This is a genomic window from Caballeronia zhejiangensis (genome assembly GCF_022879815.1).
Taxonomy (GTDB): domain Bacteria; phylum Pseudomonadota; class Gammaproteobacteria; order Burkholderiales; family Burkholderiaceae; genus Caballeronia; species Caballeronia zhejiangensis.
This window is the reverse complement of sequence record NZ_CP084283.1, coordinates 421,101-433,552: the sequence shown is the minus strand read 5'-3', so window position 1 is coordinate 433,552 and position 12,452 is coordinate 421,101. Positions and strand designations below refer to the sequence as shown.

13 protein-coding genes are annotated in these 12,452 nt (G+C 64.2%); 10 read left to right on the top strand and 3 right to left on the bottom strand.

The window, feature by feature from the left end:
- Positions 1-10: 10 nt before the first annotated feature.
- The 6 genes from LDZ23_RS02070 to LDZ23_RS02045 all read left to right on the top strand — a co-directional run bounded on the left by LDZ23_RS02070 (position 11) and on the right by LDZ23_RS02045 (position 4,841).
- Entirely contained in the window at positions 11-697 is a 687-nt protein-coding gene (locus tag LDZ23_RS02070) for a histidinol-phosphatase (RefSeq protein ID WP_008351393.1), read from the top strand.
- A complete protein-coding gene (pcnB, locus tag LDZ23_RS02065; RefSeq protein WP_008351395.1) occupies positions 690-2,267 on the top strand; it encodes a polynucleotide adenylyltransferase PcnB in 1,578 nt (525 codons plus the stop codon). The genes LDZ23_RS02070 and pcnB overlap by 8 nt, the downstream gene beginning before the upstream one ends.
- Positions 2,268-2,345: 78 nt before the next feature.
- The gene (gene folK, locus LDZ23_RS02060; protein WP_008351396.1) at positions 2,346-2,900 is read left to right on the top strand and encodes a 2-amino-4-hydroxy-6-hydroxymethyldihydropteridine diphosphokinase; all 555 of its coding nucleotides are present in this window, start codon (positions 2,346-2,348) and stop codon (positions 2,898-2,900) included.
- Positions 2,897-3,577, top strand: a complete 681-nt coding sequence (locus LDZ23_RS02055) for a deoxynucleoside kinase (RefSeq protein ID WP_008351398.1) — start codon at positions 2,897-2,899, stop codon at positions 3,575-3,577. The genes folK and LDZ23_RS02055 overlap by 4 nt, the downstream gene beginning before the upstream one ends.
- Positions 3,578-3,615: 38 nt before the next feature.
- On the top strand, positions 3,616-4,431 hold the full coding sequence (gene panB / locus LDZ23_RS02050) for a 3-methyl-2-oxobutanoate hydroxymethyltransferase (protein WP_008351400.1): 816 nt from the start codon (positions 3,616-3,618) through the stop codon (positions 4,429-4,431).
- A 110-nt stretch (positions 4,432-4,541) separates the two neighbouring features.
- Positions 4,542-4,841, top strand: coding sequence for a hypothetical protein (locus tag LDZ23_RS02045; protein ID WP_008351402.1), 300 nt, complete (start codon positions 4,542-4,544; stop codon positions 4,839-4,841).
- 18 nt (positions 4,842-4,859) lie between these two features.
- On the opposite strand, the gene LDZ23_RS02040 is transcribed toward LDZ23_RS02045, so the two are convergent.
- Positions 4,860-5,792, bottom strand: coding sequence for a CopD family protein (locus tag LDZ23_RS02040; protein ID WP_175979825.1), 933 nt, complete (start codon positions 5,790-5,792; stop codon positions 4,860-4,862).
- A gap of 461 nt (positions 5,793-6,253) precedes the next feature.
- On the opposite strand from LDZ23_RS02040, the gene LDZ23_RS02035 reads away from it, so the two are divergent.
- The 4 genes from LDZ23_RS02035 to LDZ23_RS02020 all read left to right on the top strand — a co-directional run bounded on the left by LDZ23_RS02035 (position 6,254) and on the right by LDZ23_RS02020 (position 10,778).
- Positions 6,254-7,000, top strand: coding sequence for a c-type cytochrome (locus tag LDZ23_RS02035; RefSeq protein ID WP_008351405.1), 747 nt, complete (start codon positions 6,254-6,256; stop codon positions 6,998-7,000).
- Between the two features lie 21 nt (positions 7,001-7,021).
- Positions 7,022-8,320, top strand: coding sequence for a c-type cytochrome (locus LDZ23_RS02030; protein WP_008351407.1), 1,299 nt, complete (start codon positions 7,022-7,024; stop codon positions 8,318-8,320).
- A 92-nt stretch (positions 8,321-8,412) separates the two neighbouring features.
- Positions 8,413-9,033, top strand: a complete 621-nt coding sequence (trhA, locus tag LDZ23_RS02025) for a PAQR family membrane homeostasis protein TrhA (RefSeq protein ID WP_008351409.1) — start codon at positions 8,413-8,415, stop codon at positions 9,031-9,033.
- Positions 9,034-9,269: 236 nt separating this feature from the next.
- Complete coding sequence (locus tag LDZ23_RS02020) at positions 9,270-10,778, top strand: DEAD/DEAH box helicase (RefSeq protein ID WP_008351412.1); 1,509 nt, start codon at positions 9,270-9,272, stop codon at positions 10,776-10,778.
- Positions 10,779-10,793: 15 nt separating this feature from the next.
- Here LDZ23_RS02020 and LDZ23_RS02015 read toward each other — a convergent pair whose 3' ends face one another.
- On the bottom strand, positions 10,794-11,306 hold the full coding sequence (locus LDZ23_RS02015; RefSeq protein WP_244807699.1) for a PNPOx family protein: 513 nt from the start codon (positions 11,304-11,306) through the stop codon (positions 10,794-10,796).
- Positions 11,307-11,345: 39 nt separating this feature from the next.
- Positions 11,346-12,170 (bottom strand): ferritin-like domain-containing protein, encoded by an 825-nt coding sequence (locus LDZ23_RS02010; RefSeq protein ID WP_008351417.1) that lies wholly within the window; start codon positions 12,168-12,170, stop codon positions 11,346-11,348.
- Positions 12,171-12,452: the final 282 nt, after the last annotated feature.

The following is a 12,452-nucleotide window of genomic DNA, read 5'->3' as shown; positions in this document are numbered from 1 at the left end:
ATGCGCTCCCATGAACCTTGCCCTCTTTGATCTCGATCACACGCTCATTCCCACCGACAGCGACCACGAATGGGGCCGCTTCATGGTGAAGCTCGGCATCGTCGAGGCGGAATCCTTCGCGCGTCAGAACGACGCCTTCTACGCCGATTACAAGGCGGGCGTGCTCGACATCAACGCGTATCTGCACGCGATGCTGGCCCCGCTCGCAAAATACTCGCGCGAACAGCTCACCGACTGGCACGCGCAATTCATGCGCGAAGTGATCAACCCGCGCATCGTGCCGGCCGCCGTCACGCTCGTGCGCGAGCATCAGGACGAAGGCGATCTCTGCTGCCTCGTCACCGCGACGAACGCGTTCATCACCGCGCCGATCGCCGAAGCCTTCGGCATCGAAACGCTGATCGCCTGCGAAGTCGAAACGGTCGACGATCATCCGCTCGGCGCGCTCACCGGCCGGCCGACGGGCACGCCGAGTTATCGCGAAGGCAAGATCGTGCGCGTCGAGCAATGGCTCGCAACGCTCGGCAAGACGCTCGACGACTTCAAGCACAGCTATTTCTACAGCGACTCGCACAACGACATCCCGCTGCTCGAGCGCGTCACGGATCCGGTCGCGACCAATCCCGACGACACCCTGCGCGCGCACGCGCAAGCCAAAGGCTGGCGCATCCTGAACCTGTTCGACACTCGTGATTAAAAAACTCATCCGCAAGCTGTTCGGGCAAGAAACCGCCTCTGCCGACGAAGGCCACGACGTCCCCGCCGCTGCTTCCGAAGCCGCGCCGAAACCCGCTCGCAAGAGCACGCGCAAGAAAGCCGCCGCGCCCGTGAAGCGCGATCCGAACGTGCCGGTCATCCTGTCGTCGGAGATTCACGGCATCGATCCTTCGCTGATCTCGAAGAACGCGATACGCGTGACCGACGGCCTGCAGCAGGCCGGGCATCGCGCGTTCATCGTCGGCGGCGCGGTGCGCGACCTGCTGCTCGGCGTCGCGCCGAAAGACTTCGACGTCGCCACCGACGCCACGCCCGATCAGGTGCAGAAGCTCTTTCGCCGCGCGCGCATCATCGGCCGGCGCTTCCAGATCGTGCATGTGCAGTTCGGGCAGGAGATCATCGAGACATCGACGTTCCGCGCGCTCATGGACGCGCCGCCGGAGCCTTCCGCCGAACCGCCGCGACGCCTCAAGCGCGGCGAGCTCGATGCGCGCACGCACGCCGTCGATGCGAGCGGCCGCGTGCTGCGCGACAACGTCTGGGGCGAGCAGCACGAAGACGCCACGCGCCGCGACTTCACCATCAACGCGATGTACTACGATCCGGCCACGCAAACGGTGCTGGATTATCACGACGGCATGGCCGACATCCGCGCGCGCCTGTTGCGCATGATCGGCGATCCGGCCACGCGTTATCGCGAAGATCCGGTACGCATGCTGCGCGTCGTGCGTTTCGCGGCGAAGCTCGGCTTCGAGATCGACGAAGCCACGCGCGCGCCGATCAAGGATCTCGCCGACCTGATGAACAACGTGCCGGCCGCGCGTCTCTTCGACGAGATGCTGAAGCTGCTCTTGTCCGGCCATGCGCTCGCGTGTCTCACGCGGCTGCGTCAGGAAGGGCTGCATCACGGCGTGTTGCCTCTGCTCGATGTCGTGCTCGAACAGCCGCACGGCGAGAAGTTCGTCACGCTCGCGCTCACCAGCACCGACGAGCGCGTGCGCGCCGGCAAGGGCGTGTCGCCGGGCTTTCTCTTCGCGACGCTCCTGTGGCACGACGTGCAGACGCGCTGGCAGCAATACACCGCGAACGGCGACTATCCGGTGCCCGCATTGCATCGCGCGATGGACGATGTCCTCGATATGCAGACGGAGAAACTCGCGATCCACAAGCGCTACTCGTCCGACATGCGCGAGATCTGGGGTCTTCAGCATCGGCTGGAAAAACGCGGCCGCAGCGCGCTGAAGCTGCTGGAACACCAAAGATTCAGAGCGGGGTATGATTTCCTGCTGTTGCGTTGCGAATCGGGCGAGCTCGATGCGGCCATCGGCCAATGGTGGAGCGACTTCATCGACGGCGATCACGCCGAGCGCGAAGCACTCCTGTCGCAAGGCGGCAAGGATCGCAACGCACCGAAGAAGCGCCGGCGCCGCAGCAACGCGAAGCGTCGCTCGGGCGAACCCGGCGCGCAGGACGAGCAAGCCGCGCAGGCAGGCAATGACGACGCGGTATCGAGTGCGGCGAACAGGCGCGAAGCCGCCGACGACGAGTAACGCCGGATTTGGTTACAGTAGCGAAGAGCGATCCTGTTCTCCCGCTTTCCGCTGTGACCCACGCGTAGGACTTCTGCCATGACGATTGCTTATCTGGGCCTGGGGGCGAATCTCGGCGATGCGCGCCAGACCCTGAAAGACGCAGTCGTGTGTCTCGCCCAGCAGCACACGATCACCGTGCTCGCGAAATCGAGCGTCTATCGCACCGCGCCGATCGATTCATCGGGCGACGATTACTTCAATTGCGTCGTCAAGCTCGAAACGAGCCTGCCCGCGCGATCGCTGCTGCGCCTGTGTCATCACATCGAGTTGCAGTTCGGGCGCGAGCGGCCGTATCGCAATGCGCCGCGCACGCTCGATCTCGACATCCTGCTGTACGGCGCATCGAGCATCGACGAAGCCGATCTCGTCGTGCCGCATCCGCGCATGACCGAGCGCGCCTTCGTGCTCGTGCCGCTCGTCGAGCTCGAGCCGGATCTCATCCTTCCTCAACGCGGTCGCGCCGATGCGTTCATCGACGGCGTCGCCGATCAGCGCATCGAGAAAGTCGCGACGTGTCAGTGCATGGTCGCGACGCAACCGCGCGGCTCCAACGCAACCGACTCCCCTTCCACGAAGACAGACTGCCGATGAGCGTTCCGCCACTCACCGTCACCGCGCCTCAACTGCGGCCGCCGCATCGTTACATCGCGATCGAAGGGCCGATCGGCGTCGGCAAGACCACGCTCGCGACGCTGCTCGCCGAACGGTGGTCGATGCGCACGCTGTTCGAGCGCCCGCAGGACAATCCGTTTCTCGAGCGCTTCTATCGCGACACCACGCGGCACGCGCTCGCCACGCAGTTGAGCTTCGCGTTGCAGCGCGCATCGCAGACGCAGGAAGCCGCCGATATCGTCACGAGCGGCGCCGCGCTGATGACCGACTTTCTCACGCAGAAGAGCGAGCTCTTCGCGCGCCTCACCCTGCCCGACGACGAGTTCCAGCTCTACAAGGACATCGCCTCGCGTATTCATGCGAGCGCGCCCGCACCCGATCTCGTCGTCTATCTGCAGGCGAGTCCGGAAGTGCTTTTTTCGCGCATCCAGAAGCGCGCGCTGCCGATGGAGCTGCAAATTTCCGATTCGTATCTGCGCGCGCTCTGCGATGCTTATAACGACTTCTTCTATCACTACGACGCGACGCCGTTGCTCACGGTGAACGCGGAGCACCTGAACCCGCTCGCCTCGGATGACGACCTCGCGCTTCTGATCGAGCGCATCGGCGCCATGCGCGGGCGCAAGGAATTCTTTGTCAAAGGCGTATCGGTCTGAATTCGCAGCCCGGCCACGCTCTCTTCAGTGAAACGACCATGACGTATCTGCAGGAAACGAATCGCGCGACGATCACCGTCCCCAAGCTCCAGACCATGCGCGAAAACGGCGAGCGCATCGCGATGCTCACGTGTTACGACGCGAGCTTCAGCGCGCTGCTCGAACGCGCGGGCGTCGATGTCATGCTGATCGGCGACTCGCTCGGCAATGTGCTGCAAGGCCACAACACGACACTGCCAGTGACGCTCGCGGACATCGCGTATCACACGGCGTCGGTCGCGCGCGGCAATCGCAGCGCGCTGATCGTCGCGGACATGCCGTTCGGCACCATCGGCTCGAAGGAAGACGCCTATGCGAACGCCGTGCAACTGATGCGCGCGGGCGCGCAGATGGTGAAGATCGAAGGCGGCGAATGGCTCGCGGATACCGTGCGCTTTCTCGTCGAGCGCTCGATTCCGGTGTGCGGGCACGTCGGTCTCACGCCGCAATCGGTGCACGCATTCGGCGGCTTCAAGGTGCAGGGCAAGTCCGAAGCGGCGGCCGAGCAGATGAAGCGCGACGCCATCGCGCTGCAGGAAGCCGGCGCGCAACTGATCGTGATCGAAGCCGTGCCGACGTTGCTCGCGCGCGAAGTGACCGCAGCGCTCGCGATTCCGACGATCGGCATCGGCGCGGGCGTCGACTGTTCCGGACAAGTGCTCGTGCTGCACGACATGCTCGGCATCTTTCACGGCAAGCGGCCGCGCTTCGTCAAGGATTTCATGCAGGGTCAGCCGAACATTTTCGCCGCCGTCGAAGCCTATGTGCGCGCGGTGAAGGACGGCAGTTTTCCCGGCCCGGAGCACACGTTCTGAGCGAATGCGGCCCCGCGCGGGCCGCGCTTCACGATCTGCGTTTTCTCGTACATACTGGCGAGCTTCTTGCGCATACGCTGCCGATAGTCACCAAAAAAGCGAGAACAATCATGTGGCAGGTCCTTCCCGATGAATACGTCCGTGCCCAGCTCGCGGTCGGCTCGCTCGTCGCGCTGGGCGTGGCGCGCGTGGTGGCCGCGGGAATCGGGGCGCAGCGCGGCTGGCGCATCGCGGCCGTGACGCGCTGGTTCATCGGTGCGGCGGTCGTGTTCTGCCTGCCGCAACTGGTCGAAGTGATCTTCGTCGGCGGTTCGCATACGGCGTTCGTCGAGTTGCAAGGCAAGATCATCGGCTGCGCGGTCGCGCTGTTTTGCGCGCCGATCGTCAGTCACAGGCTCGGCTACGAGTAACGCCGCGCGTCGCCGTTTTCATCCCGCGAGCGACGAACCCGGCACGCTGTGCGACAGCACCGCCGCCGCCACGAACACACCCGCCATCATCAGCGCTTCGACGCGCATCACGTTGATGACCGTATGCGCGTCCATCGTCGATGCCGAGCGCGACAGGCGCGGCAACGCCGACCAGCGGTTGAGCGCGCCGAACGCGAGCGCCGCCGCAACCAGCAGCATCTTCACGATCAACGCATGACCCCACGCGCTCGCGGTCAGCACCGCGGCCGATCCGCCGATGCCGCGCCACGCGTTGAACACGCCCGTCAGCACGACGAACGCGACCGCGATCGACGCCGCTCGCGACATGCGCGCGACCGTGCGGATCAGATATGCGCGCGCAAGCGACGTATCGAGCGCCGGCAACACGAACGCACCCGCGATCACAATGCCGCCCCACGCCGCCGTCGCGAGCAGATGCAGCGTCTGAACCGCTTCGGCGAGCGAGAACGCGCCGGCATCGGCGGCATGGCCGATCGCCGATTTGCCCGCCGCGACGATCAGCGCGGCAACGAGCGCCATGCCGATCCGCGTACCGGAAAGCGCGCCGCCGCCCGCCGACGCGAGCAGCAACAGCACGCTGCCCGCCAGTGCCACCGACCAGCCGATGCCCGCGTGCGTGCCCGTCGCGACGAGCCACAACGCGCCGCCCGCCTGCACGATCGGCGCGCCGCTCATCGCCGCCGCCTGCAGCCACAACGAAGCGAAGTTGCACAGAACGAGCGCGATGGCTGCGATCGGACCGCCGCGCGCCGCCCGCAACCAGCCGCGCCGCGCGGGCGATACGGTCGCGAACGCCTGTTCGCGCGACAGCCACACGTTCAGCAGCAGCGCGCCGAGTACGCAGGCGAAGGCCAGATCGGCGAGCGCGGCGAAGGCCGTCTGCGCGAGCGAGAGAGGATCGTCGTTCATCATGCGGAACCGGGCGCGGCGTGAACGCGCATTGCTAAAGGGAAGGTCATCGAAGGAATTTTGCGGAGTCTGAATGAAGGTCCACGGTGCAGCACAGCATCGAACACGAGCGAAACGCCTTGAATTTTTGCCGGACGCTTCCGAAACTGCATGAAGCACGTCGATCGGGCGTCTCGCATCGAGTCGAATATTTGTCGAGAGGCAATGAACCACACGCGCCTAGGAAGTTCGTCGCGGGTGGTCAATAGCCGCGCGGCATATTGTCGCGAATGCGCTGCAGCGGGACTTAGAGCGAGATTGTGTCAAATAGTCATCATCATGCATCGATGATAGAATGCCGCGTCGCATCAGAGGCTCGTCGAGCCGCTGTGGCCGTGGTCCGCCACCCACCGCCCCCTGCGTGGCCGTGGTTCGCCACCTTCGCACCGAGCCGCACGAAGCTCGGCAGGTCCCCGAATTTCATGGAGTGTCGCGTGTTTTCAAGACGCATTTTTCGTCCGCTGCTCGCTATGGCTTTTGCCTCGGCTCTGGTAGGCAGCGCTGGCGTTTTCAGCTCCGCCGCGCAGGCGCAGAACCAGCCGATCGCACCGGACACGATGGCCGCGCGCGTGCAAGGCTGTACCGCGTGCCACGGCGTTCACGGTGAAGGCACGGACAACGATTACTTCCCGCGTCTTGCCGGCAAGCCTGCCGACTATCTGTACAACCAGCTCCAGAATTTCCGCGAAGGGCGGCGCAAGTACCCGCCGATGAACTACCTCGTCACGTATCTCTCGGACGATTACCTTCATCAGATCGCGACGTACTTCTCGAACCAGCGCCCGCCGTATCCGACGCCCGTGAAGTCGAACGTGTCGGCCACGACGCTCGCGCGCGGCCAGCAGCTCGTGCTGAACGGCGATGCATCGAAGAACATTCCCGCGTGCGCGGCCTGCCACGGCAAGGGTCTGACCGGCATGCAGCCGGCCATCCCGGGTCTCGTCGGCCTGCATTCGGACTACATCAGCGCGCAAGTCGGCGCATGGAAGTCGGGCACGCGTCACGCGAAGGCGCCCGATTGCATGCAGCAGATCGCCTCGCGCCTGACGGACGACGACGTGACCGCCGTCGCCGCATGGCTCTCTACGCAAACCGCACCCGCCAACCCGGTGCCCGCGCCCGCTGGCTCGTTGAAGATGCCGCTCAAGTGCGGCAGCGAACCGCAATAAGGCGTCTGGAGCGACAACACAATGAAACGCAAGTCCCTGTTCGCACTTTCCTCGGCTGTCGTGGTGGCAGCCGTCGCAGCCGGCGCCGTCCTCTGGTCGGGCGGCGACAACCTGCATTCGGGCGGCGCCATCGCGGCGACGCCTGCCGACAAAGCCGCGCTCATCAAACAAGGTGAGTACCTCGCCCGCGCCGGCGACTGTATCGCGTGCCACACGGTTCGCGGCGGCAAGGAATTCGGCGGCGGCCTGCCGATGGCCACGCCGTTCGGCACGATGTTCACGCCGAACATCACGCCGGACGATCAATACGGCATCGGCAAGTGGACCTCCGACGACTTCTATCGCGCGATGCACACGGGCCGCTCGAAAGACGGTTCGCTGCTCTATCCGGGCTTCCCGTTCACGAGCTACACGAAGGTCACGCGCGCGGACTCGGACGCGATCTACGCGTATCTGCGCTCGGTGCCGCCGGTTTCCGAACCGAGCCGTCCGCATGAACTGCGCTTCCCGTTCAACAACCGCAACCTGCTGATCGGCTGGCGCACGCTGTTCTTCTCGGAAGGCGAGTACAAGCCGGATCCGACCAAGTCGGTCGAATGGAACCGCGGCGCGTATCTCGTCGAAGGCCTCGGTCACTGCGGCATGTGCCACACGTCGATCAACGCGATGGGCGGCCCGGTCAGCTCGGCGGCCTTCGCCGGCGGCCTCATCCCGCTGCAGAACTGGTACGCGCCGTCGCTGACGTCGAACAAGGAAGCCGGTCTGGGCGACTGGGACCTGAAGGACATCAACGATCTGCTGAAGACCGGCGTGTCGCAGCGCGGCGCGGTGTTCGGCCCGATGGCGGAAGTGGTTCACAACAGCCTGCAGTACATGACCGACGCGGACATCAACGCGATCTCGACGTATCTCAAGTCGATTCCGCAAAAGAAGGAAGCGCCGGAAGTCATGCAGCTGGAGACGTCCGAGAAGTTCGGCGGCGAACTGCTCACGCTCGGCAAGAAGGTCTACACCGAAAACTGCGCGAAGTGCCACGCGGAGAACGGTCTCGGCAAGCCGCCTGCATACCCGCCGCTCGCGAACAACCAGTCGATCCAGATGCAATCGGCCGTCAATCCGATCCGTATGACGCTGAACGGCGGTTATCCGCCGAGTACGGAAGGCAACCCGATGCCGCACGGTATGCCGCCGTTCGCACAGTCGCTGTCGGATACGGAAGTCGCCGCAGTCGTGACGTACATCCGTATGTCGTGGGGCAACCACGGCACGCCGGTGTCGCCGCAGCAGGTGAGCAACCTGCGTTCGGCGCCGCTCGACTGATGGCTTCATAGGTCCTTCGCCGGGACAGCGTACAATACGCATATGGGGCGCAGCCTTCGTGGCCGCGCCCCTTGTCTTTTGGTGAATTCGATATGCATGTCGGCGAGCGTTTTAACAGCATCAGCCATTTGATCGGCGCGCTGCTGTCGGTTGCGGGTCTGGCTGCGCTCGTCACGATGGGCGCGCTCGACGGTGACGCGTACAAGGTCGTGAGCTTCGCGGTGTACGGCGCGATGCTCTGCGCGCTCTACGTGATCTCCACGCTGTATCACTGCGCGCGCTCGCCGCGCATGAAAGCGATACTGCAGAAGTGCGATCACTCGGCCATCTACTTGTTGATAGCCGGCAGCTACACGCCGTATACACTAGTGACCTTGCGCGGTCCCTGGGGCTGGTCGCTCTTCGGCGTGAGCTGGGGGCTCGCCGCGCTCGGGATCGTGCAGGAACTCACGCTCGGGCGGCGAACCCGCAGCGTTTCGATGGTGCTGTACGTGTTGATGGGATGGCTCGCGCTCGTAGCCATTCATCCGCTCGTGACGGCGCTGCCGCCCGCGGGAACCGCGTGGCTGGTGGCGGGCGGCGTCGTGTACACCGCGGGCATCTGGTTTTTCATCAACGACGAGCGCATCCGGCACGGACATGGCATCTGGCATCTGTTCGTGCTCGCAGGCAGCCTGTGCCAGTTCGTGAGCGTCGCGCGCTATGTCGCGTGAGCGCCGGCTGGAACGGGTGCCGCAGCGTCGAAGTGTCCATCGATGCAACTAAGCGCCAGATGACGTGTCTTGATAGCACGTCGAACCTCGCGGCAACGCCCGGCGATCGCTGATCGCCAACTGGCCCGCCGCCCGATTTTCCTTCGAGCGATGCACATGCGCTCTGCCGGCCGAAACTTTTCGCCGTGGCCCATTCGCATGCGCGCCGTTCGACACAACGAATAAGCATCCAATTTATGTCCTTTGATTCACTCGGCCTGTCCGAACCTCTGCTTCGCGCCGTCAACGAACTCGGCTATTCCAGTCCCACTCCGATCCAGCTTCAGGCGATTCCTGCCGTTCTGAAAGGCGGCGATCTGCTCGCGGGCGCGCAGACGGGCACCGGCAAGACCGCCGGCTTCACGCTGCCTATCCTGCAGCGCCTGTCGCAACTCGCGCCCGTCACGGGTGGCGCCAAGCGTCCGGTGCGCGCGCTCATCCTCACGCCCACGCGCGAACTCGCCGCGCAGGTCGAAGAAAGCGTGCGCGCGTACGGCAAATATCTGAAGCTCAAGTCGACGGTGATGTTCGGCGGCGTCGGCATCAATCCGCAGATCGACGCGTTGAAGCGCGGCGTCGATATCGTCGTGGCGACGCCGGGACGTCTGCTCGATCACATGCAGCAAAAGACGATCGACGTTTCGCAGCTCGAAATTCTCGTGCTCGATGAAGCCGACCGCATGCTCGACATGGGCTTCATCCACGACATCAAGCGCGTGCTCGCGCGCCTGCCGGCGAAGCGCCAGAACCTGCTGTTCTCGGCGACTTTCTCCGACGAGATCAAGGCGCTCGCCGACAGCCTGCTCGATTCGCCCGCGCTGATCGAAGTCGCGCGCCGCAATACGACGGCTGAGACCGTCGATCAGAAGATCCATCCGGTCGATCGCGATCGCAAGCGCGAGTTGCTCACGCATCTGATCCGCGGCAACAACTGGTTCCAGGTGCTCGTGTTCACGCGCACGAAGCACGGCGCGAACCGGCTCGCCGAGCAGCTCACGAAAGACGGCATCAGCGCGCTCGCGATTCACGGCAACAAGAGCCAGTCGGCCCGCACGCGCGCGCTCAGCGAATTCAAGGCCGAGACGCTGCAGGTGCTCGTCGCCACCGATATCGCGGCGCGCGGCATCGACATCGATCAGTTGCCTCACGTCGTCAACTTTGATCTGCCGAACGTGCCGGAAGACTATGTGCATCGCATCGGCCGCACGGGTCGCGCGGGCGCGGAAGGCGAAGCGGTGTCGCTGGTGTGCGTGGACGAGCATCAACTGCTGAAGGACATCGAGCGCCTCATCAAGCGGCCGATTCCGCGCGAAGTGATTCCCGGCTTCGAGCCGGATCCGAACGCGAAGCCGGAGCCGATCCAGCGCCGCAGTCAAGGACGCGGCCAGGGACAAGGTCAAGGTCAGGGACGCCAGAATCCGCGTAACGGCGAGGGACGTTCGAGTGGCGAAGCACGCCGCGAAGGCGGCCGTCCGAACGGCGATGCACGCGGCGCGCGTCCGGCGAAGCCGAACAACGGCGGCGCGCAGCCTTCGCGCGATGCGCGCACTCACAGCAAGCCGAACGTGAACGCGGGTTCCGCGCCGCGTCGTCAGGAGCCGGTTCAAGCCGGTCAGGTCGCGAACTCGCGCAAGCCTGGCGGCAATCCCGGCGCATTGCTCGGCGGACGGCGCGACGCATTGCGATCGGGCGATCGCAGCCGTTAATGCATCTGTCGTGATTCAGGCGGCGACGCTCGCCGCCCGCTTCAGCCAGTCGAGTTGCTCGCGCCAGCGCGCGAGCGCCGATTGCGCTTCGGTCAGTTCGAAGGCGATTCCGTTCGTGAGTCGCGCATATCCCACCCGTTGAACCTCACCGCTCTCGATCGTGCCGACGAAGCACGCGAGCGGCACATCGTCGAGCGGCACGCGACGCACGTCCAGATGCACTTGATAAAACGCCTCATCGGATACGAAGGCGAGTGTCGCGCGTCCGCTCGCGGCGACAGCCTGCGCCGTCCGCGACGACGGCCACAACGCGAACGCGAGTCTGCGCGCATCCGGCGCGTACAGCTCACCAGCGCTCAACAAAGCGGTTCGCACGCGATGAGCCTCATCCGCCGCGCATAGCGAAACGGTGAAGCCGTCGTCGGCGCGAGCGAGCGCGCCGTCGAAGCGCGCGCGCAGCTCGGGCGGCCATTCATCGAAAACGGATTGCGACGAAAGCGACGGTCGGGGCGTGTTGTGATCGGTCATGAAAAGATGCCGGCTTTGCGCCGGCATCGTCGAACAAGGTTAGCGGAAGAATAACTGCGTCATCTTCGACAGCGGATAGTGCACGCCGGGTTGAATGCGCGCGGGCAGATCGAGCGGCTTGAGCAGCATCTTGATGGCCTGATCCGCCGACAGATTGCGCCGCACGAGCGCATTCACTCGCGCGGAGAGCTCGCGGTTGTACTCGACATCCTGCGCGCGCTCCGGATAACGAATCGCGAAGACGTGCCGCAGCGCGATCTCCGAATCCTCGCTTTTCAGTTCCACGACGCGCCGCACGAGCGCGCCGAGCACGGCCATGCGGCCATTGCCCTCGATCTTGTTCCACTTCTTGAAGAAATGGAAAAAGTGCTTGTAATGCCGCACTTCGTCCGTGCGGATGTTGTCGGTGATTTCCTTCAGCACCGGTTCATCCGAACAATCGTTGATCGCGCGATAAAGCGTGGCCGTTCCCGTCTCGACGACGCAGCGCGCAACCATCTCGAGCGCGCGCTTCTTCTCGAACTCCTCGTATGAACAAGTGAGCGAGTATTCGTCGAAGAAATTCCTGAACGCAGTGTCCCAGTCGAACTCGGGCCACACGTGGTTGATGTAGGTCTTGAGCGCCCTGCCGTGCTGCATCTCTTCGGGCTCCCATTCGTTGTTGAGCCACGCCGAGATTTCGGGATCGTCGTGAAAATACTTGCTGAGATTGCTCGTATAGAGGTCCGTCCCGCTCTCGATGAACGAGCAGGCGCACAACAACAAGAGAAGATGCTCGTTGGATGCCGCCTTCTGACGATCGATTCGCGTGAGATCGATGTCTTCGATGCGCCAAGGCATCACATGTGTACTGTCCGTATGCATATATCGCGCTCCCTGGCTGGACTGAACGCGCCATCGGCCGATGAGAAACGGCCGAGGTTCAGGCGACGCCGTGATTGGATCGACCCCGGCGCTGTTGACTTCAAGTGTCAGCGGCTTGTTTTCATCTTAGCCGCCCTGCAGTGAGTTTGCAGACATGGGGACAGACTCACCCGCGGCCCGCCAGTTCCATGCGTTCCAAATTCTTACGATCCGGCGCGGTCGAGTCGTCGGTGCGCTGCAGCATTATTCATGCCGGTCGGCTCTGTATATGGTTGCGTCGTG